Origin of the sequence: Pseudomonas sp. D1HM (assembly GCF_019266105.1) — a bacterium.
In the GTDB taxonomy this organism is placed as follows: domain Bacteria; phylum Pseudomonadota; class Gammaproteobacteria; order Pseudomonadales; family Pseudomonadaceae; genus Aquipseudomonas; species Aquipseudomonas taetrolens.
Window position 1 is genome coordinate 591,759 of sequence record NZ_LRMN01000006.1, and the last position, 20,455, is coordinate 612,213.

The window sequence follows — 20,455 nt, forward strand, 5'->3', positions numbered from 1 at the left end:
CGTGCGCGCGTCAGCGGGGCGAATGTTGCGGCCTCAGTCCCTGCCCCGCAGCATGCTTTCCAGCACGCCGTCGCGGCGAATCCAGCCGTGCAGCAATGCCGCGGCAATGTGCAGCAACACCGTAAAGAACAGCAAATAGGCCAAGTAGGTATGAGCCTTGCGCAAGAAGGCGAAGAGCTCGGGATTGGCCGGCATGATCCCCGGTAGTTGCAATGAGCGGCCCAGCATCACCGGATCCCCTGCTGCCGAAATCATTGCCCAGCCCACGATTGGCATCAGCAACATCAAGGCGTACAGCAATACGTGCGACATCCTGGCCGCCAGCACCTGTACTGCGGGCAAGTCAGCCGGTAACGGCGGTTGCCGGGTCGAGAAACGCACAATGAGCCGGATCACCACCAGCAGCAAAATGGCGATGCCCAAGGGTTTGTGCAGGTTCAACAGCCAGGCATGCCGTTCGGATACGGAAGCCACCATCCCCGCCCCCACAAACAGCATCGTCATGATCATCAAGGCCATCAGCCAGTGCAGCAGGCGGGCCAAAGGTGCGAAATGCGAAGTGGGTGTATTCATGGCCGTGTCTCCCGGGGCAATTGATCGACTTCAGCGGTACGCCGTTGGTAAGAGCTGGCGTAAGCCGCCGAACGGGCAGCGATCAAAGGATCGTCCGAGGCCTCGATACCGCCGGGCAAGATCAGCGGGTCGTAGTTGATGTCACGGCATTCGCCACTGTCCTGCGACTCGGCCTGTTGCAGCACCAGGGTCCCCGCCGTGACCACTTTGCGCTCCGCGGGCCAGGTTTTACTGGCGTCATCGACCGGGTCGCCCGCCTCAGCCAGCGTCAGCTTCAGTTGCCATTTCAATGGCCCGCTGGACAAGCGTTGAGTCAAATCCTGGGCGAGGTAATTTCCATCGTTCGCAGCCGTGGCCGGGGCAGCGTCCGTTGCCTCGGGGACAACGCCCCAGCGCACCGCCTGACGTTGCCCGGCAGCGTTGACCAGATAGAACGCGTTGATCCCGTTGTAGCCTTCGGTGGCAAAGCTGGCCGAGGGTTTCGCGGTTTTGACCCATTGCAGGAACGCTGCCGTTTCCGGATGCGCGGCAAAAAAAGCGGGCATGGCACCCGGCTTGGGTTTCCCCGTCGCCGGGTCGGGAGCCCCCGCTTGCAGCATTTGATAGAACGCTTGAGGCGTGGCCACCGGAAAAACCGGCATGCTGTTCATGCCAGTTCGCCATTGCTGGCCATTGCCCTGGGTAAAGCGCAAGGCCAGGCTGCGGATCGGCACACTGCTGTCAGGCGCGTAAGGATTACCGCCGGGCAAGGCAAAACGCCCCACCACCGGTGTCCGCCCGGTCTCGAACACCTGTGCCCGGGACAGCCTTTGTGCCTCACCGTTGCTCTCGAAATAACCCACGACGCAGATGCCCTTGGCGTGATTACGCCGAAAACCCGGGTGTACGCCACTGTTCTGCTCCAGCGCATTCACCAGGTTGTCAGGGCGCAAGCGCTGTGAGTCCAGGGTGCCGTTGACGTAATAAAACGCCCCGGCGATGGCGGCGACCACGCCCCCGATACCTGCCAGGCGCAACAGCACACTGGGCATACTCAACGGGGGTGAGCCGGGCCGTACAGGCGGCATTTGATCTACCATGCATAACTCCGAGGCCACGGGGCCATCAGGTGGGTGGTCTATGAGACGCAGGCCAATCCGGCTTATTCCCGTGAGCGGCGAATTATTTATCAGGCCTTTATTTTCATCTGCGAGGGAATAACCCTTGATCCCGGACGTCCTCCTCGCACTCCCCCGATTAACGGGTCACTGTGTGCAGGTCCCCGATGAACTCATTTGACGCGCAACTGCGCGAACTGATGCCCCGCCTGCGACGGTTTGCGCTCTCATTGACGCGTCACTCCAGTAACGCCGACGATCTGGTGCAAGCCTGTCTGGAACGTGCGCTGGGCACGGCGGCCGGCAAGCGGCCCGAAGGCGACTTGCGGGCCTGGCTATTTACCATTTTGTATCGACAGTTCATCGACACCCATCGCCGGTCCCGGCGTTATGCACGCATGCTTGAATTCTTTACCGGACGCGAAGACATCGCCCAGCCATCCACCGAGCGCACGGTGATTGCGCAATCGACGCTGGCCGCGTTCGAACAACTGAACCCCGAACAGCGGGCGCTGATGTTATGGGTCAGCGTCGAAGGATTGAGCTACCAGGAAGTGGCCGAGATTCTGGAGGTGCCCATTGGCACTGTCATGTCGCGCTTGTCCCGTGCCCGCCAAGCCTTGCGCCTGCTCAGCGAAGGTGAAATCACCCGCCCTGCCCTGCGGAGACTTAAATGATCACCACCCCACCCAGCGAACGCGATCTGCATGCCTATGTCGATCATGCGCTGAACGATACCGAGCGCCAGCAGATCGACCTTTACCTGCAGGCCCACCCCGAAGCAGCCGCACGGGTTCACGCCTGGCAGCGTGATGCCCAAGCATTGCGCACGGCCTTGCAGGCCTCCCTGCAGCAGCCCGTCAACCCGGCACTCGACCCGGCGGCCATACGCCAACGGATCCAGCGCCGGACACGCCAGCAATGGGCCCGCGTTGCATTATTGGTCCTGGCGGTGGGCCTTGGCGGGCTGGGCGGCTGGCAGGCGCGGCAAATGACGCTGGGGGGTGAAACATTGGCCAGCAGCGCCTTGCCCATGACCGATGCCCTGGTGGCACATCGCATGTTTGCCCAAGAGGGCTTTTTACCGGCGGACTACAGCGGGCAACAGAAAAATGATGTGCAGGACTGGGTTGATCGTTATTTCAGGCAGGCCGAACGCTTGCCGGACTTGAGCGCAGCCGGGTTTCAGCCCGTCAGTTGCCGTTTGCTCGCAACCGATCAGGGGGCAGCCGCCATGGTGATGTACGAAGATGGGCAAGGACAGCGCATCAGTTTCTATATCCGCCCGCCCGGACCCCACAACACACTTCTGGCGAAAGGCAGTCGTCGACAGGGGGATTTGCAGGCGCGCTACTGGTCGGGCCCGGGCTACAACTACGCGATGGTCGGTACCACAGATGCCCCGACCACCCTATTGCTGAACACCCTCAGGTTCTGAGCCGCTCCGGCATCAGGCCCGGGACTTGTGATCCAGCGCGGCATAGAAGTTCGCGCTTTGTTGCAGGTATTTGGGGGTGTAGCTATGGCTGACAGTTTTAGCGTCACTGGCGACCCCGCTGGCACTGGCCGGAAGGGCCACTGTGGCGGAGATGGCGGAAGCGGCGATCACGGAGAAAAGATTGAAGTTCATGCGCGTAACCCTCGACGATTCAGTTGGCTTGCCTGCCTTTGCAGGCCGTGAAACCAACTTAACGCCAAGGGTCATCGCACAAAAAATCATTGCAGCACTAGCGTCTATCAGCGCCATTGATAGACGGCTGCACGCCCGGTGTTACGGGCGGTTGATGAATTTCACATCCGACGGTGCATCCATCGGCAGCTGTTGCAGGGTCTTGCCCAGCTTGCCGGTGCTGCGGTCGCGCTCCAGTACCACGATCTCATTGCTCATCTGGTTGGCGATCAGCAGGAACTTGCCATTGGGGCTCAAGGCAAACTCGCGCGGGTGATCGCCTTCCACCGAACGGCGCTGCACCTCGGTCAGCTCGCCATTGCCGGGGTTGATCGCATACACCAGGATCTCATTGGCCTTGCCACGGTTGCTGACATACAGGAACTTGCCATCCGGCGCAGCATGCACCGCGCCCGCTGCACGGTGCGGCGCCGCTTTGCCCTGGGCCAGTTCAACCACCTGGCGCTGTTTGAGCTGCCCGTCGGCATAATCGAACACAAACACCTGGGCACTCATTTCAGTGGTCAGGTAAGCGTGTTTGCCGTCTGCCGAGAACAACAGATGGCGCGGACCGCTGCCCGCAGGCAGTTCGACCGCCGCGGGCTCCGCGGCCACCAGCGGATGCTCGGGGTTGGCCGCCGGGTCATAGCGATAGGCGAAAACCTTGTCTGCCCCCAGGTCGCTGGCAAAGACAAACTTGCCGTCCGGCGCCGGGACGACCGAGTGTACATGGGCCGATGCCTGACGCTGCGGGTTGACCCGACTCGCTGAATGGCTGCTCATCTGGGTCACGGGTTGCAACTGGCCTTCGGCATTGATCGGCAACACCGCAAGGCTGCCGCCCGGATCGGCGTGCACACTGTAGTTGGCCACGAACAGGTAGCGTTCGTCAGTGCTCAGGCTGGAGTGTGTGGGCTCTTCGCCCAGGGTTTTGACCTGATTGACCAGCGCCAGCTGATTGGATTTGGGATCGATGGCAATACTGCTGACACGACCGACAACATCCGCTTGACCCTTGCCGTTCTCATTGACCACAAACAACCGCTGCTGGTCTTTGGAAAGCGTCAGCCACGACGGGTTCGCCGCCTTGAACACCTGCAACGGTTCAGGGGTGAGCTTGCCGCTGTCGCTGTCAAACTGCAGACGGTAAATACCCTGGCTCTTGCCTTGGGTGTAGGAGCCGACCAGCAGTTCGACTTCGTCATTGGACGCGGCCTGCGCCGACATTGCGCCGACGCTCGAGGCCATCAGCAGGGGCAACCATTTAAGCTTCATCAGCGACCTCGGACTCATCGTCGTCATTGTTTGCGCTCACGGCGCTGAGGCAAACCAGGCGATGTTCACCCGAGTCACCGGTGAGGGTCCAGCTTTGCAACGTCTCGTCAAACACTGCGGCGTCAACCTGTGCCGCGGTGAACTGCCAGCGTTTTTCGGCACGTCCGTCCATGCACTTGATGAGCAATTGCACATCATCCAGAGAAAAGTCCCAGGCGTGCAGCCCGTCAATCACCAGCATGTCACTGGTTTCAAGGGCTGCGCGCAGGGTCTGGTTTGAATCGCTCATTAATCAATCACCTGTTGGAAAGGTGCAATGATAGGTCAATTTCATGTTTGAACCCATGTCCGGCGATGAGGGATCAGTCGCTCAAGGACAAAAAGCGCCTGGCCAGCATCCTGGCGCTGATTTTGCCGTAATGCACCCGCTCGGCTTTCTCCCCCGGCCTGGCATTGGCATCCAGGCTGGCCTGGCTGACCCTGCGCTGGGATTTGAGTTTGAAATGCGCGGCATTCGGGGTGCCTGCGGGATCCGTCAGGCTGTGGTAATGCAAATGGGCGTACCACTGAACCTGCCCGAGCCGGTTACGAACCTCATATTCCTGGACAAAGTCCTGACGCTCCCCTTGCATCTGGATCCTGGGCCCCGTCTTGACGATATGCACCTCGCCCTTTTCCAGCAGGTATTCGACCACAGGCTCGGTGGGCGGCAGCGACTTGAGAATCCACAGCGCCTGTTCACGCAGCTTGCGCGCCCCCTCGCGCAAGCGCTTGAGCAACGATTGAGGCGTACCGGGCCTGGGTTTGTCCTGCACCGGTTCGAGTTCAAAGCCGGCCTCGATTTCGCGGCTCAACGCATCCAGCTTCAGCGCTTCACGCTCAAGGATTTCTTCCAGTTCCAAGGCAAACCTGGAGTGCCTGGCGTAGCCCCTGACCCGTTGAATCTTCTCGTCGACCTTGCCCAGCAGTTCATTGCAGCGGTTTCGGATGGTGGCCAGCGGCCGCGCGGTGCCCGCCGCGACCGGGTGTTCGACAGGCTCCCACCGGTCAGCTTCCGACTGCCTGAAGGTCAGGGTCGGCAAGCCTGACTCCGCAGGTCCGGGCTGCGTCTGCGTGCTGCCGGCCGCCGGCTCGCCCACATCGACAATCAACGGTTCACGCTCTGAGGCTCGCGCCCTGGCGACACCAATCAATATCCCTTGCTTGCGCGTGCGGATGATCCTTTTTGAACCCTGGCTTTTGCGCGATGGCCGCGGTTGCTCGGGCAACCATTGGTTTTCCAGGCGGGCTTCTTCTGCCAGTTGCTGTTCGATCCGGGTAACGAGTTGCTCCAGCACCCCCATGAGACGCTGGTAATCGGCCGGATTGAGCTGATCGCCCAGCTCCATGTTCAAAATGCTCAACGCATCCTGCGCCCCGGCATAGCGCTGGCCAATGTCTTCGAGTACCTCCATCCGCTCGTCGTGGCTGAACAGTTCTGTGTCGACCAGTTCAGCGTGGGCACTGGCGGTGTAGGTCAACGGGGAAATGATATCGGCCAGGTTGTGCCAGGTTTCGCTGAACACGGTCTTGGGGGTGAGGTCCAGCAGCAGCCCGAGCTGCAGGTTGAGGAAGTCGATGTCCGAGGTACGTCGCACGGCACCATCATCGCGCGAGCTGGTGGCAGCGGAGGTTTCCAGTTCGCGGGCCAGCCGGTGCCCTATCCGCGGCACCCCGCGCATGGCTTCGAGGTAGCGGGTTTGCGCCTGAAAATCGTTGAAAAAGGTTTGCTGGTGAGCCAGTAACGCACGCTTGAAGGTGACATAGCGTTCGGCATCCACCGTACTCATCTCTTTATGCTCGACTACGGCAAACTCCGGGTACAGGTTCTTGATGCCTTGTATCAACTGGGTCTGCACATACAACAGGTCGACCGAATGCCTGAACAGCAGGTTATAGAAGCGGCTGAGTACCACATGATCATTGGGGCGTGGCTGCAAGGCATGGCGTTCGATGAAATGATCGAGCTCCACCTGGTATTCGGCATTGGCCTTTTCCACCAGGGTACGTAAACGCTTGAGCCGCAGGGTTTTCTCCAGGTAGGAAAAGCGCTGGCTGGCTTCCCCTTGAAGCGCCTCGTACAGCCTGAGGCGCTCATCGGTCAGTTGCTGGAACAGCTCGGATTCACGCTCGCCCAAGGCGGCGAAAGCGGCATCCAGTTCCTTGATCCGCTGCTTGCGCTGCTCGGCCCGCGCCTGGGCCTCCTGACGTTTTTTCGGGCCGCCGCCGCGCAACCTCAGGCCCGTATCGAAGTCCCAGTTTCCGTCTGCATCATGCCGCAGCCACGGGCCGGTATCCCGCTCATCCTGCGGGCTGACCACCACTACCCCATCGTCCTCCAGCGAGACCTGATAACTGAAACCCCTGACCAGGGCATGCCACTTGCCATTGACCACATACAACCCCCGGTAAGGGCCGTATGCCACTGGCAATGCCGGGCCGAGTGCCGTGCCACGGTTGCGGTCCAGCCAGGTGAGCTGAAATTCGCTGAAGTCGATGCGCGGTGTGCTGAACCAGGAGAAATCCAGCTCGGTGTGTTGATTGCCGACCGCCACCCCGGGGAAATAAACCGCACCCTCGCTGACCGGCAGCGCTGCAGGCGCCGGCTCATCATCTGCGGCTCGCAGTGGCGGCCCTGCATCGACAGGGATCAAGGGGCCCAGCGACTCATCCGCGACGTGTTCGGAGGCCGGTGTTTGTGTACCCATTTGCCCGCCATGCAACAGCACCACGGCGATGTTGAACAGCACATCGATGATCGCCGGGGCCTTGAGCCGCTCATCATCGCCGCGCAAGGCCGCGATGTCGCTTTTCAACGCGGACACGGTTAATAGCAGCCAGCCGAAGATGGCAACCGGGCCCCGGATCAAGGGCAGCACGGTGTTCAACAGAAGCCAGCCGCCTTGCTTGAGGGTAGCCCAGCGGCTCTCGGCATTGGACACCGATTGCCGGTCTGCCAGTTGCACCAGGGTCATTGCGCTCTCCCTGAACAGATCATGTTCGAAATGCCGGTGCAGGGGTTGCGCGAACAACAATGCGCTGCTCGCCGGCAAATGATTCGACGGGTTCATCACACCCTGGGCGTACACGCTCTTGAGATCGCCCGGCAGCCATTCCAGTACGCTGTCGCGCAACTCCCCTGCCTGTATCAGGCCTTGCACCAGGGCCAGGGCCGAAGGGAACTCGATGAGCATCTCCTTGAGCAAGGGCCGGTACAGCACGCAAGGCCCTTCAAGATCATCGGCGAGCCCGATCACATACATATTGCGCACGAAGTCCGGCACCGAGCGCGGCGTCTGCACCAGCCCCAGCGCCCGTATTCCCACGCGCTGACCGTCAAGCAGGCGGGCGGCAGGGTCTCGCTGCATCAGGGCCGCCAGGCAGCGGTAACCCCATTGCGTGATCGAACCCCGGCCCTGGAGCTTCATCTCCAGGGCCCGCATCGGCAGCGTCACGCGCAGTTGTTCGGCGTACAGCACCTCCCGACGCTGTGCCTCCTGGGGATCATCCAGTAACCAGTGCTTGATCAGGGCCGGGTACGTCTCACCGATGTTCACGCGCTGGATCAGTGACTTGATGTACTCAGGGGTCAGCCACCAGTCCTGAATCAACTGATTGCGGGTATGACGCAAGGTCATGCGCGCGCCCGGAAAACCGATCAGATTTTCCAGGGCCAGCTCGGTCAGGCTGTAAGTCCGGGTCTGCACGGTACCGATGGTGCCCAAGGGGCCTGATGCCACCTTGAATTGCAGTTCGATTTCATCCGGGTCGTAACCGGGAGCCTGGGGCTGGTCCTCGCGCATCTGCCGATGCAGGGCCTGTGCCGCATAGGTGTGCAGATCCGGGATACCTTCATTGAAGGTTCGGCCGCGGGCATTGCGGGTGACGTCCGCCAGGGCGATCACATGGCGTCGGTAAGCGGCCCGATCTGTCTGACTGGCGTGCTTCAACCAGTCCGGCAACGCATTGAACACCGGCAGCAGATGCCCGGAAGGCGCGGCCTGGAAAGTCTCGAAGAGTGAGACCGGGTCGGTGACGGCACGCACATGCCGTTCGAGCCGGGCCAGGCTCCGTCCGTCTCCCGGCATCGCTTGGCGGATCGCCGCAAGCGCTTCCAGTTGGGTGTTGAGCACGATCATGGCCTGGACGTGCAGCGCATCGACCATCGGTTCAAAGCGTTTGCAGGTCACGGCATCAATCACATAGCGCTGGTTGAGTTCATGCCCCAACTGACGGGTCAGGGCCTCCACCGTCGCAAAGGCCGTTATCTGCCCTGAAGGCGTGCACCGCAATAGCTGTTCGCTGCCGTTGCGGGAATAAGACACCAGCAGATCCGCCACCACGTGGCGATGCAACCATTTACCGGACCTGACCTCCAGCTGGGCAAAATACACCCGGGGCTGTTCGCTCGGCGCATACCCCCGAAGCCGGTCAACCAGCACCGGGTAATTCAGCACTTTGCGCACGGCCTCGATCTGTTCAGGGTCAAGCCCGGCGGTGGTATTGACCGCTACCCGGAGGTTGTCGGCCAAAAACACCTGAAGCCAGTGCACCCGGCTCCGGTAGCCCGTCACCGGTTGATTCCAGTAAGCAATCAGTGCCTCCTGGAAGGCTCGGGGCCATTGCCGCTGGACGTCGCGCATCGTCATTTCGACGGCCCGCATGGACGCCAGGGAAGCCCAGCTACCCGCAGGCGTTGCGCCTTCGGCCAGCAGCGCCAAAAAGCATTGCTCAGGTTCGTAGTACCCGTAATTCAGCGGCGTGCCCAGCGCAATATGCTCAAGCATGGCGTCGAGCAGCAAGCGGTAACGCGGTGGGGTCAGGGGCTGTTCGGCGGCGTCGATGGTCCAGACGATGTACGCGCGGTCCAGATCCAGCGGGCTGCCCGGGTCGGGCAGTGTCTTTTTCAGGGCGCCGTTCAACTGCTCGCTGACCACGTGGTACAGCGTGGGGCGCGTGGCAAATTGCCGGGTGAGGGTTTGTCGCAGCAGGTCGGAGCGGTCAAAGACCGGCGGGGGTACAACAGCAGGCGTGGTCATCGGGTGTTTACTTCCAGGGGCACGGGATCGACACGGGACGTGCCGATCACAAACCCCCATCTAAAAGTAAACACACCGGCTGCCTGCGGTAGCCGGTTATCACCGCGCTGGGCTTACACCACGCAGTCAGGCGGCAGATGCCCGAGCAGCGCGTATTTCAGGTTGTCGGCCGCCGTGCGCGCCATCAACTCCCGGGCTTCGACGGTGGCCGAGCCGATGTGCGGCAAGGCCAGCACTTGTTTCAACGCCAGTAACGGTGAATCGGCCGGCAACGGTTCCCGGGCGAATACATCGAGCCCGGCCGCCCGGATGCCGCCACGCTTCAACACCTCAATCAGCGCGGCCTCGTCCACCACCGGCCCGCGTGAGACATTGAGGAAGATGGTCTGCGGTCGCATCAATGCGAATTCAGGCGCGCCAATGAGCTGGCGGGTCTTGTCCGACAGCGGTACGCAGACGCAGATGAAGTCAGCCTCGGCCAGCAGTTGCTGCAGCTCCACCCGTTGCGCTCCCAGTGTTTGCTCCAGATGCGGCTTGTCGCTCTGGCCGCTGTAAAGGATCGACATGCCAAAACCGAAATGCCCGCGCCGGGCGATGGCCGCGCCAATCCGGCCCAACCCGATGATCCCCAGCCGCTTGCCGTGTACATCGGTGCCAAACAGCGATTCAGGAATGTTTTTTTCCTGCCAGTGCCCCTGCCGCACCAGATCGGCCATTTCCAGCGCACGGCGTGCCGCCATCATCAACAACAGAAAGGCCGTGTCGGCGGTGGTTTCGGTGACCGCGTCCGGGGTGTTGGTCAGGCGAATCCCGCGTTCACGCAGGTAATCGAGATCGTAGTTGTCGTAACCGGCTGAAACGCTGGCAATGACTTTCAGCTTCGGCGCACGCTCCAGCAGGCTGCGATCCAGCTTGAGGCTGGCTCCCATCATGGCCTCGGCGTCGCTCAAGGCCGCAAAGAAGCGGGTTTCATCCGCCCCCAAGGGGTCAGGGCAGTAGGTCACGTTGCACAGCGTATTGAGTTCGGCCAGCACCGCTGGCGAGGACACACGGCTGAAAATCAACAGATTGGGTTTCATGTTCTCTCCGATTGAATCGCTCATGGCTTGACCCGGTAGTAGCGGGCCGGGATACCCCAGATCACCAGCGCGGTGGCCAGCACACATACCGCACTCAGCACATACAGAGCCGGTGTGGCGCTGCCACTCTGGTCTTTGATCCAGCCCACCATGAACGGCCCGACCACCCCGCCCAACTGGCCCAGGGAGTTGATCAGGGCAATCCCTGCTGCGGCCGCCAGACCGGTAAGAAAGCGCGGCGGGATCGTCCAGAAAATCGGCATCCAGGCAATGATCCCGGTCATCACCATGCTCATGCCGACCATCAACGGCAACAGTTGACCCGGGAACCAGGCGCACAGCAGATAGCCGGCAGCCGTCAGCAACGCACAACCGGCCATGTGCCAACGCCGCTCGCCGCGCTTGTCAGAGCTGTTGCCGATCAACAGATTGCCCACGGCCGCAATCAGGTAAGGGACCATCGTCAACAAACCAATGTCGAAGGTGTCCGCGACGCCAGCGCTCTTGATCAACTGCGGCATCCAGAACAGCAAACCGGTCAGGGCCATCACCAGGCACAGGTATATAGCTGACATCACGTAGGTCGTCGGTTGCTTCCAGACGTCGGCAAAACGGCTGGAAGACTCCGGCTTGGGTTCGCTGGCCATGCGCGCCAGCAGCACCTGCTTTTCGTCTGCCGAAAGCCACGGCGCATCTTCGATCTTGTCACTCAACAGCCACAGCACGACAAAGCCCAGCAACACTGAAGGCAAGCCTTCCAGCAAAAACAGCCACTTCCACCCCGCCATGCCATACAACCCGTCGAAGTGCCCGAGGATAAAACCTGCCAGCGGCCCGCCGACGATCCCGCACAGGCAGATCGAGCTCTTGAAATAGGCATTGACCCGGGCCCGGCGATTACCGGGGTACCACTGGGTAAAGAAATACAGCACCCCCGGGACGAAACCGGCTTCCATCACCCCGATCAGAAACCGCAGGGTGTAGAACCAGAATTCACTTTGCACAAACATCATGCACGCCGAGGTAATGCCCCAGGTCACCATGATCCGGGCGATCCACACCCGCGCACCGATCTTGTGCAGCAAGATATTGCTCGGCACTTCGAACAGGAAGTAGCCGACAAAAAACAGACTGGCACCCAGGCCATACACGGTTTCGCTGAATCCCAGATCACTTTGCATCTGCAATTTGGCGAAACTGATGTTGACCCGGTCCAGATAGGCAAACAGAAAACAGACGATAAACAGCGGAATGATCCGCCAGTTCACTTTTCGATACAGCGCATCGTCCAGCGATTGGGCGTGCGATTGCACAGCCGTGAGGGTTTCAGCAGTCATGGCTCACCTGTTGATTATTATTTTAAGGCGTTGCACAGAGCGTATCGGAGCGCCTGCCGCTGCCTTCTCCGGGCAGCGGCAGGTTTCAGGCGTGGCGATCAGCCAAGCGTGCGGTCAGAAAGCTGACCATCGATCAAACGTTGAAGGCCCAGCGGGTTAGCATTTTTCAACGCGTCAGGCAGCAGGCTGTCGGGGTAGTTCTGGAAGCACACCGGACGCAGGAAGCGATCGATCGCCAACGTCCCCACCGAAGTGCCCCGTGCATCGGAGGTCGCCGGGTATGGGCCGCCGTGGACCATCGAATCACAGACCTCAACACCGGTCGGGTAACCGTTGAGCAGGATGCGACCGACCTTTTGCTCCAGCAGCGGGGTCAATTCGCTGAACTGTTCGAAATCGGCCATCTCGCCAATCAGCGTCGCGGTAAGTTGACCGTGCAGACCGTTGAGCGCCGCGCTCAGTTGTGCCTGGTCCGCCACTTCGATGACCACGGTGGTCGGCCCGAAGACTTCTTCCTGCAGCACTTCATCGCCCTCAAGCAACAAGCTGACATCGGCCTTGAACAGCTGTGGCCGGGCCTGATTGCCCTGCTGCGCGGCGCCGGCTACATGCTCGATGCCTTTGTGGGCAAGCAATTTGTCCAGGCCTTTGACGTAGCTGCGCAAGGTGCCGGCATTGAGCATGGTTTGTGCCGACTGCTCGTTGATCTGCCCCGCCAGTTGCTCGATAAAAGCGCTGAAGGCCGTTGAGCGTATGCCGATCACCAGGCCCGGGTTGGTGCAGAACTGACCGCAGCCTTGCACCACCGAAGCGGCCAGCTCGCGGGCAATGGTGGCGCTGCGTGCGGCCAGGGCCTGAGGCAGGACGATGACCGGGTTGATGCTCGACATCTCGGCAAACACCGGAATCGGCTGGGGGCGTGCCGCGGCCATGTCGCACAAGGCGCGTCCACCCTGCAACGAACCGGTGAAGCCCACGGCCTGGATTGCCGGGTGCTTGACCAGCGCTTCACCGACGCCCGAACCGTAAATCATGTTGAAAACACCGGCCGGCATGCCCGTGCGCTCGGCGGCGCGGATCAGCGCGTCCGCGACCCACTCGGCCGTGGCCATGTGTCCACTGTGCGCCTTGAACACCACCGGGCAGCCGGCGGCCAGGGCCGAGGCGGTATCGCCGCCGGCAGTGGAAAACGCCAACGGAAAGTTGCTGGCTCCGAAGACGGCAACCGGGCCCAGGCCGATGCGGTACTGACGCAGATCGGGGCGTGGCAGCGGAGCGCGCTCAGGCAGGGCCTGGTCAATCCGCGCGCCATAAAAGTCACCCCGGCGCAGCACCTTGGCGAACAGGCGCATTTGCCCGCTGGTACGTCCGCGCTCACCCTGAATGCGGCCTGCCGGCAGTGCGGTTTCGCGGCACACAATGGCGACGAACTCATCGCCCAGTGCATCCAGTTCATCTGCAATGGCCTCCAGAAACTCGGCGCGACGCTCGGCACTCAAGGCGCGAAAGGCTGGGTAGGCGCTGGCGGCGGCGCGCGCAGCGCGATCGACTTCGCCGAGGGTGGCCTGGTGAAAATCATGGACCAGGGTTTCACCGGTGCTGGCATCAACGCTTTTTACGATGACGCTGCCTTCGGCGCTGCGCTGGCCGCCGATGAAGTTGTGGCCGAGAATCTGAGTCATGGGTGCTGTCCTTTTAAAGTGTACCGATAGAGCCGGGTTCGAATGCTGCAGCAACAGGCGCGATACCATTGATCAGCGGCGCGCCGAATTCGGCCTGGCTGATTTCAAAACGGTCGCCCGGCCGGGTGCGGATGCCGTCACCGAACGACAGGGTCGCGGTGCCAAAAAAGTGGATGTGTACATCGCCCGGACGCAGGAACTGGCTGTATTTGAAGTGGTGGTATTCGAGGTTTTCCAGGCTGTGGCACATGTTGGCTTCACCACTGAGGAATTCGTTTTCCCACAGCACTTCGCCGTCACGGATGATCCGGCTGCTGCCGGCCAGATGTTGCGGCAATTCACCGACCCGCAGTTCCGGGCCGAACGAGCAACTGCGCAGTTTGGAGTGTGCGAGGTACAGGTAATTCTTGCGCTCCATCACGTGGTCGGAGAACTCGTTGCCCACTGCAAACCCCAGGCGATACGGCTTGCCGTCATGGCCGATGACATACAGGCCGCCGATTTCCGGCTCTTCGCCAGCGTCTTCGGCAAACGGTGGCAACGGGAAAGACGCCCCCGGGCGCACGACAATGCTGCCATCTCCCTTATAGAACCACTCAGGTTGCACCCCCGCCTGCCCCGCCGCGGGCTTGCCGCCTTCCACACCCCACTTGAAGATGCGCATGGTGTCCGTCAGGGTGGTTTCGTCGCCCGCCTGCTGGTGCATTTTGTCGCGGGCCGACGCGCTGCCCAAGTGGGTCAGGCCTGTACCGCTGATCAACATGTGCGCCGGATCCGGGTGGTCCAGTGGCGGCAGAATGCGCAACTCGGCCAGCAATTGCGGGTAGTCGTGGCTGGCACCCAGCCCTTGGGAGTCGACTTGCTGCGCCAGGCTTATGCCCGCGTCAATCGCCGCCAGCGCTAGATCACGGACGCTGGTTGCAGCCTGTACTTCACGCACCAGAGCGCCATCGACCAGACCGACGCGGCGCTCGCCGCTGTTCAATTCAAACTGTACTAAACGCATATTGAGTCTCACTTGTGCCGCGTCGTTAACAACACGGGGATCTACACATCGTCAAGGACTGGCCGCAGGCTGCGCTTTGAACTGGCAAAGATCGCAGCCTTCGGCGTTGGGTCCCTATGCTTTATGGATGGGTGGCCGGTTGGGCGCTGGCGGCGAACTCGCTCTGCTTGAGTGCGTGCTTGCGCTCCAGCAAGCGATACACCACGCCCGTGAGGATCAGGCCGAACACCATGACGCCGGACAGGAAGTACAGGCCCGAGGCCAGGTTGCCGGTGTATTCCTTGAGCGCACCGATCACGAACGGACCGATATAGCCGCCCAGGTTGCCCACCGAGTTGATCAAGGCGATCCCGGCCGCGGCACTGGCACCGGCAAAGAAACGTCCCGGCAGGGTCCAGAAAATCGCCGTGCAGGAAAACAAGGCAAACGCCACCAGGCACAAGGCCGCCAGTTGCAGCACCGGCACCGTCAGCCAGGCGCTGAAGAACAGGCCGATGGCGCCCAGCACATAGAGCAGCGCCAAATGGCCATAACGGTCATTCAGACGGTCGGAACTGCGAGGGATGATCAGCAAACCGATGATGCCGAAGATGTAGGGCACCGATGACACAAAGCCGGTGGTCAGGTCACTGCCGCCAAACTGTTTGATCAGCGTCGGCAACCACAGGCCCAGGCCATAGATGCTCAATGTCACCGGCAGGTAGAACAGCGCCAGCAGCAATACGCGCTTGTCTTTCAGGGCGTGCAACGGGTTGCCGTGACGGGTCTGGCCAAAGGTTTTCAAATCTTTTTCCAGCTCGCCCACCAGCCAGTCCTTCTCGCGCTGGTCCATCCATTTGACCTGTTGCGGGCCATCCGGCAGGTAGCGCAGCACCGGCCATGTCAGCAGGATCGCCGGCATGCCGATAACGATGAACAGCCACTGCCAGCCATGCAGGCCGAGCACGCCATCCATGCCCAGCAGACCACCGGACACGGGGCCGGTAATCATCATGGCGATGGGTTGCGAGAGAATGAACAGCCCCAGAATCTTGCCGCGATGGCGCACCGGAAACCATTGGGTGATGTAGTAGAGGACGCCCGGGAAGAAGCCTGCTTCAGCGACGCCCAGTAAAAAACGCATCACGTAAAAACTGTGCGGGCCCTGCACGAAGGCCATGCCGATGGTGATGCTGCCCCAGGTGATCATGATCCGGGCGAACCAGCGACGGGCGCCAAAACGCTCAAGCATCAGGTTGCTGGGGATCTCCATCAGGAAGTAACCGATGAAAAACAACCCCGCACCCAAGCCATAGGCTGCATCACCAATACCAATGTCGGCGCCCATGTGCAGCTTGGCAAAGCCCACGGCAGAACGGTCTACATAAGCAATCAGGTACAGCAGGATCAGAAACGGTATGAGTTTGAATGTAATGCGACGAATAAGCCCGAGTTCCTGGCTCATGAGACGGTCTCCCATTGTTTTTGTTATGGCACCTCTGGAGTGGCCTCAGGCGGGGAAACGCCAGGATCAGCTCTCAGTTGAAGCGACTATATAGTAATACTATTTACCCAACAACTCTTCCATCGAAGCAGATTTGAGGATAACTTAGGCGCATCGAAACCAATTAGTCATACAATAAGAGAAGCCGCCATGTCTGATAAAACCCCTCCACTGCGTTCCGCCCAATGGTTTGGCAGCGCAGATAAAAACGGTTTTATGTACCGCAGCTGGATGAAGAACCAAGGCATTGCCGACCACCAGTTCCAGGGCAAGCCGATCATCGGCATCTGCAACACCTGGTCGGAACTCACCCCGTGCAACGCGCATTTCCGCACGATTGCCGAACACGTTAAACGCGGTGTGATTGAAGCTGGCGGCTTCCCTGTGGAATTCCCGGTGTTTTCCAATGGCGAGTCGAACCTGCGCCCTACCGCCATGTTGACCCGCAACCTGGCCAGCATGGATGTGGAAGAGGCAATCCGCGGCAACCCGATTGATGGCGTTGTACTGCTGACCGGTTGCGACAAAACCACCCCGGCCCTGTTGATGGGCGCCGCCAGCTGTGATGTACCGGCCATCGTCGTCACCGGCGGGCCGATGCTCAACGGCAAGCATAAAGGCAAGGACATCGGCGCCGGGACGATCGTCTGGCAGATGCACGAGTCCTACAAGGCCGGCGCCATCAGCCTCGATGAATTCTTGTCGGCTGAAGCCGGTATGTCGCGTTCGGCAGGCACCTGCAACACCATGGGCACGGCCTCCACCATGGCCTGCATGGCTGAAGCACTGGGCACTTCGCTGCCGCACAACGCCGCGATTCCGGCCGTGGATTCGCGCCGTTACGTGCTCGCCCACATGTCCGGCATGCGCGCCGTAGAAATGGTTCGCGAAGACTTGCGTCTGTCCAAAGTGCTGACCAAGGAAGCCTTTGAAAACGCCATTCGGGTCAATGCTGCGATTGGCGGCTCGACCAACGCCGTGATCCACCTCAAGGCCATCGCCGGCCGTATCGGGGTTGATCTGGAGCTCGACGACTGGACCCGTATCGGCCGCGGCACTCCAACGCTGGTCGACCTGCAGCCTTCGGGACGCTTCCTGATGGAAGAGTTCTACTACGCCGGTGGCCTGCCGGCGGTTCTGCGCCGCCTGGGTGAGAACAACCTGATCCCGCACCCGAACGCCTTGACCGTCAACGGCCAAAGCCTGTGGGAGAACGTCAAGAATTCGCCTATTTATGGCGACGACGAAGTCATCCGCGCCATCGAAAACCCGCTGGTGGCCGACGGCGGCATTTGCGTCCTGCGCGGCAACCTCGCCCCCCTGGGTGCCGTTCTCAAACCGTCAGCCGCCACCCCGGCGCTGATGAAACACCGTGGCCGCGCGGTGGTCTTTGAAAACTTCGATATGTACAAAGCGCGGATCAACGACCCTGAGCTGGACGTCACCGCCGACTCGATCCTGGTCATGAAGAACTGCGGGCCCAAAGGCTACCCGGGCATGGCCGAGGTCGGCAACATGGGCCTGCCCGCCAAACTTCTGGCTCAGGGCGTGACCGACATGGTGCGGATCTCGGATGCGCGCATGAGCGGTACGGCCTACGGCACCGTGGTTCTGCACGTAGCGCCGGAAGCCGCTGCCGGCGGTCCCTTGGCCGCCGTGCAAGAAGGTGACTGGATTGAACTGGACTGCGCCAGCGGGCGTCTGCACCTGGACATTTCCGATGCCGAACTGGCTGCACGCCTGGCCGATATCGAGCCGCCGCAAAAACTGTTGATCGGTGGCTACCGCCAGCTGTACATCGATCACGTGATGCAAGCTGACCAAGGCTGTGATTTTGACTTCCTGGTCGGTTGCCGCGGCTCAGAAGTACCGCGTCACTCGCACTGATCGGTTGAAAGCACGCTATCGCTGACTGACCCGGCCCGAGCCGGGTCAGTTCGCAAAGAGCCGCAATTCGATATTCGCGCCCTTGCCGGGCTCGGGCAGATGGGTAATCCCCAATCCGTCGGTCCTGCGACGCCCCTGCTCCCCCTCCACCGTGGTGACACACCGCCGATTGACCAGCCACTCAGCAGTTTCACTGTCTACCACCCGCACTACCCGGACTGCTTTTTCAGGCTGAGGCGGCGGCGAATGGATCAAGGCCATGGCACGCTGCTCGCGCATGGACGGTTCGAACTGGCCCCAATCGAAGCAATACACTTCGGGCTTGAGCAACAACCACTCTCCACTCTCGACCTGCTGCAGTGCCTCACCCCCAAGGTTGAGCCTCAGAAAGCGCCCGGGCTGGCCCGGACTTTCAATGAGCGGCCCCAACCCTGACTGCTGCCGGATCCAGGTCATGGCCTCCTGGCTGGAAAAAGCCTGCTGGCGCTCCCGCGACGAGGCGTACCGGGCACTGACCAGCTTCATCCCAGACGTTCTCCCTGCCAAATATCCCAACCTGAGGTGCCGGCAATTTCGTGCTGCCAGGTGATGGACTCGTAGGCAAAGTGCACGGTTTCCAACTGGGTGAAATGCGCGGTCTCCATGTTCTGGCAATGCGGCATGCTCAGGTCGACACCAATGATCACCGCCCGTTTCAGCCTCATGGTGTAGAAGTGCTCCTGAGTCGCGCTGCCTGAGGTGCGGTACCACTTCACTTCGCACAGGGTGAGTTCTTCGCCGGTGCACAATGCGGTATTGATCAACGGTGACGATTTGTCGATCACCTTGGTGATGATCAACGGCTTATGCATGCGCTGCCCCGACTGAGCCCCCCCGGGAACCACAATCCCATGACTGAGCGCTTGCACCAGAATCTCGTCCTCCCGGCCCTGCTGCCAGGCATTGCCGACCGACTCTCGAGCCAGTGCACCACTGCTGATCAAACCCTGTGTAACGCCAATGATCTTCAAATAAGCGGGTGTGGGCATAGCAAAACTCCGTTAATGCTTTTTAGGAGAAACAGGTTGTAGACCCGGGACCGGGTGACACCTCTGTTCGGGGAGCCATCAGCACCATGCACTGCCTTCGAAGCCAGCCGCGCCCAGGCCTATCGAACACCTTCCTCATCGGCGGGCCTTGGCGAGCGACAGGTTTATCAGGTAACGCTCTTCGTCGGGGTGTCTGTAGTCCTTGAAACGGTTCACGTTGAGCATGATTTGATATTTGTCACCGGCTTGCCAAAAGGTTCTGCCACCCAGGATACCTCGCACCCGAGCACGCCCTTCAGGCGTGTCGACAATCTCGGGATCACTCTCTGGGTCGGAGACAAACCAGCCTTGTCGACGCCATTGGTCCTGCAGACCCAATACGACGTTCAGCGCATCGTCCAGCAGCAACGGTTCGACTTGCGGGGACATGCGGATGTTAGCCACGCGTTCATTATCAAAATTGATCGTGAAAAAGCGGGCCAAGGGCGTGGTGAAACCGTATTGCGGGTCGATAAAGCGTAATCGGGCGTCTGATTTGGGCATGTGGAACCAATAATGGCCAGGGATCGCAGGGGGAATCGAGGCGCTGGAACGCTGGCGCATGTCTTCCCATGGCTCCCCGAAGACAAGCGCGATTTCCGGTTCATCGGCCAGTTGTTGCACCACCCAGCGCACGCTCGCCACCACGAAAAACACCATAAGCATCATGCACAGCCTTCGAGGCCAGCTGTTGACTTTCAGACGCGGGATCATGGCGCTGTACCTGCGGCGATGTGTTTGATCGAGTGCTCCAGTGCATGACGGTTTTCGTCGTGCAGCATCTGGTCAAAACGCCTGGCGGCCTCAAGCACAAAGGCCATGCGCTGTTTAAGGTCGGCCAGGTTTGCCAACACGCTGCGGTCAAAACTGATCGTGCGTCCATCGTCGACCGGTTGGCACTGGCTGGTAAGGGTCAGTTCGATGGCCTGGGCGACCCCTGAAGGGAAACCGGTGACGTACGACACATGATTGCTGCGCAACAGCCAGACCATCCTGGGGTCTTCGTACAGGGTCGGCTGCAGGATATTGCTTTGCTCATGACTGGCAAAGAACTCCACGCTCCGGGCTATATCTCCGTTCTCTAGCGCCTCGAACGCCTGCAGGATTTCGTCATGATCCCGGCCGAAAGTCACCTTTTCCTGCTCAACCGGCCACAGCACCGGAAACTTCGGATGCCCATAAATTGCCGAGCGTTTTTTCACGCAGGTTTTCAGCTCCTCAA

At 60.7% G+C, this 20,455-nt stretch carries 18 protein-coding genes; 3 read left to right on the forward strand and 15 right to left on the reverse strand.

Annotated elements, in window-relative coordinates; genetic code table 11:
* Window positions 1-33: 33 nt before the first annotated feature.
* On the reverse strand, window positions 34-573 hold the full coding sequence (locus AWM69_RS10100) for a cytochrome b (protein ID WP_131654068.1): 540 nt from the start codon (window positions 571-573) through the stop codon (window positions 34-36).
* Entirely contained in the window at window positions 570-1,652 is a 1,083-nt protein-coding gene (locus AWM69_RS10105) for a catalase family peroxidase (protein WP_218726540.1), read from the reverse strand. The genes AWM69_RS10100 and AWM69_RS10105 overlap by 4 nt, the downstream gene beginning before the upstream one ends.
* Before the next feature lie 185 nt (window positions 1,653-1,837).
* Between AWM69_RS10105 and AWM69_RS10110 the strand changes: the two genes are divergently transcribed.
* Entirely contained in the window at window positions 1,838-2,347 is a 510-nt protein-coding gene (locus tag AWM69_RS10110; protein WP_218726542.1) for an RNA polymerase sigma factor, read from the forward strand.
* Window positions 2,344-3,108 carry an anti-sigma factor gene (locus AWM69_RS10115; protein ID WP_218726543.1) on the forward strand — a complete coding sequence of 255 codons (765 nt, stop codon included), beginning with the start codon at window positions 2,344-2,346 and terminating at the stop codon, window positions 3,106-3,108. The genes AWM69_RS10110 and AWM69_RS10115 overlap by 4 nt, the downstream gene beginning before the upstream one ends.
* A gap of 12 nt (window positions 3,109-3,120) precedes the next feature.
* Here AWM69_RS10115 and AWM69_RS10120 read toward each other — a convergent pair whose 3' ends face one another.
* From AWM69_RS10120 to AWM69_RS10160, 9 genes are all read right to left on the reverse strand, one after another.
* Window positions 3,121-3,300, reverse strand: a complete 180-nt coding sequence (locus AWM69_RS10120; protein ID WP_218726545.1) for a hypothetical protein — start codon at window positions 3,298-3,300, stop codon at window positions 3,121-3,123.
* A gap of 141 nt (window positions 3,301-3,441) precedes the next feature.
* Entirely contained in the window at window positions 3,442-4,614 is a 1,173-nt protein-coding gene (locus tag AWM69_RS10125) for a lactonase family protein (RefSeq protein WP_218726547.1), read from the reverse strand.
* Window positions 4,604-4,903, reverse strand: a complete 300-nt coding sequence (locus AWM69_RS10130; RefSeq protein ID WP_048380340.1) for a DUF5629 family protein — start codon at window positions 4,901-4,903, stop codon at window positions 4,604-4,606. Before AWM69_RS10130 ends, AWM69_RS10125 begins: the two co-directional genes overlap by 11 nt.
* A gap of 73 nt (window positions 4,904-4,976) precedes the next feature.
* The gene (locus AWM69_RS10135) at window positions 4,977-9,692 is read right to left on the reverse strand and encodes a dermonecrotic toxin domain-containing protein (RefSeq protein WP_218726549.1); all 4,716 of its coding nucleotides are present in this window, start codon (window positions 9,690-9,692) and stop codon (window positions 4,977-4,979) included.
* Window positions 9,693-9,805: 113 nt separating this feature from the next.
* On the reverse strand, window positions 9,806-10,771 hold the full coding sequence (locus tag AWM69_RS10140; protein WP_218726551.1) for a D-glycerate dehydrogenase: 966 nt from the start codon (window positions 10,769-10,771) through the stop codon (window positions 9,806-9,808).
* Window positions 10,772-10,791: 20 nt separating this feature from the next.
* Window positions 10,792-12,108 carry an MFS transporter gene (locus AWM69_RS10145; protein ID WP_218726553.1) on the reverse strand — a complete coding sequence of 439 codons (1,317 nt, stop codon included), beginning with the start codon at window positions 12,106-12,108 and terminating at the stop codon, window positions 10,792-10,794.
* A gap of 98 nt (window positions 12,109-12,206) precedes the next feature.
* Complete coding sequence (locus AWM69_RS10150) at window positions 12,207-13,730, reverse strand: aldehyde dehydrogenase (NADP(+)) (protein WP_373274310.1); 1,524 nt, start codon at window positions 13,728-13,730, stop codon at window positions 12,207-12,209.
* Window positions 13,731-13,803: 73 nt separating this feature from the next.
* Window positions 13,804-14,796, reverse strand: a complete 993-nt coding sequence (araD1, locus tag AWM69_RS10155; protein WP_218726557.1) for an AraD1 family protein — start codon at window positions 14,794-14,796, stop codon at window positions 13,804-13,806.
* A gap of 121 nt (window positions 14,797-14,917) precedes the next feature.
* Complete coding sequence (locus AWM69_RS10160) at window positions 14,918-16,240, reverse strand: MFS transporter (RefSeq protein WP_048380351.1); 1,323 nt, start codon at window positions 16,238-16,240, stop codon at window positions 14,918-14,920.
* 189 nt (window positions 16,241-16,429) lie between these two features.
* Between AWM69_RS10160 and AWM69_RS10165 the strand changes: the two genes are divergently transcribed.
* Window positions 16,430-18,166, forward strand: a complete 1,737-nt coding sequence (locus AWM69_RS10165) for an IlvD/Edd family dehydratase (RefSeq protein ID WP_048380352.1) — start codon at window positions 16,430-16,432, stop codon at window positions 18,164-18,166.
* A gap of 45 nt (window positions 18,167-18,211) precedes the next feature.
* Here the strand turns inward: AWM69_RS10165 and AWM69_RS10170 are convergent, their stop codons facing one another.
* The 4 genes from AWM69_RS10170 to AWM69_RS10185 all read right to left on the reverse strand — a co-directional run.
* Entirely contained in the window at window positions 18,212-18,691 is a 480-nt protein-coding gene (locus AWM69_RS10170; protein WP_218726559.1) for a hypothetical protein, read from the reverse strand.
* Entirely contained in the window at window positions 18,688-19,194 is a 507-nt protein-coding gene (locus AWM69_RS10175; RefSeq protein ID WP_048380354.1) for an Hcp family type VI secretion system effector, read from the reverse strand. Before AWM69_RS10175 ends, AWM69_RS10170 begins: the two co-directional genes overlap by 4 nt.
* 135 nt (window positions 19,195-19,329) lie before the next feature.
* Window positions 19,330-19,947 carry a hypothetical protein gene (locus AWM69_RS10180; RefSeq protein ID WP_218726560.1) on the reverse strand — a complete coding sequence of 206 codons (618 nt, stop codon included), beginning with the start codon at window positions 19,945-19,947 and terminating at the stop codon, window positions 19,330-19,332.
* On the reverse strand, window positions 19,944-20,455 hold a 512-nt coding region (locus AWM69_RS10185; protein ID WP_373274305.1), incomplete at its 5' end, for a DUF2515 family protein. The genes AWM69_RS10185 and AWM69_RS10180, both read right to left, overlap by 4 nt.

Bases quoted from the DNA above. Each gene is read 5' to 3' on its own strand.
- AWM69_RS10100 (WP_131654068.1), bottom strand. From the start codon at position 573: ATGAATACACCCACTTCGCATTTCGCACCTTTGGCCCGCCTGCTGCAC.
- AWM69_RS10105 (WP_218726540.1), bottom strand. From the start codon at position 1,652: ATGGTAGATCAAATGCCGCCTGTACGGCCCGGCTCACCCCCGTTGAGT.
- AWM69_RS10110 (WP_218726542.1), top strand. From the start codon at position 1,838: ATGAACTCATTTGACGCGCAACTGCGCGAACTGATGCCCCGCCTGCGA.
- AWM69_RS10115 (WP_218726543.1), top strand. From the start codon at position 2,344: ATGATCACCACCCCACCCAGCGAACGCGATCTGCATGCCTATGTCGAT.
- AWM69_RS10120 (WP_218726545.1), bottom strand. From the start codon at position 3,300: ATGAACTTCAATCTTTTCTCCGTGATCGCCGCTTCCGCCATCTCCGCC.
- AWM69_RS10125 (WP_218726547.1), bottom strand. From the start codon at position 4,614: ATGAAGCTTAAATGGTTGCCCCTGCTGATGGCCTCGAGCGTCGGCGCA.
- AWM69_RS10130 (WP_048380340.1), bottom strand. From the start codon at position 4,903: ATGAGCGATTCAAACCAGACCCTGCGCGCAGCCCTTGAAACCAGTGAC.
- AWM69_RS10135 (WP_218726549.1), bottom strand. From the start codon at position 9,692: ATGACCACGCCTGCTGTTGTACCCCCGCCGGTCTTTGACCGCTCCGAC.
- AWM69_RS10140 (WP_218726551.1), bottom strand. From the start codon at position 10,771: ATGAAACCCAATCTGTTGATTTTCAGCCGTGTGTCCTCGCCAGCGGTG.
- AWM69_RS10145 (WP_218726553.1), bottom strand. From the start codon at position 12,108: ATGACTGCTGAAACCCTCACGGCTGTGCAATCGCACGCCCAATCGCTG.
- araD1 (WP_218726557.1), bottom strand. From the start codon at position 14,796: ATGCGTTTAGTACAGTTTGAATTGAACAGCGGCGAGCGCCGCGTCGGT.
- AWM69_RS10160 (WP_048380351.1), bottom strand. From the start codon at position 16,240: ATGAGCCAGGAACTCGGGCTTATTCGTCGCATTACATTCAAACTCATA.
- AWM69_RS10165 (WP_048380352.1), top strand. From the start codon at position 16,430: ATGTCTGATAAAACCCCTCCACTGCGTTCCGCCCAATGGTTTGGCAGC.
- AWM69_RS10170 (WP_218726559.1), bottom strand. From the start codon at position 18,691: ATGAAGCTGGTCAGTGCCCGGTACGCCTCGTCGCGGGAGCGCCAGCAG.
- AWM69_RS10175 (WP_048380354.1), bottom strand. From the start codon at position 19,194: ATGCCCACACCCGCTTATTTGAAGATCATTGGCGTTACACAGGGTTTG.
- AWM69_RS10180 (WP_218726560.1), bottom strand. From the start codon at position 19,947: ATGATCCCGCGTCTGAAAGTCAACAGCTGGCCTCGAAGGCTGTGCATG.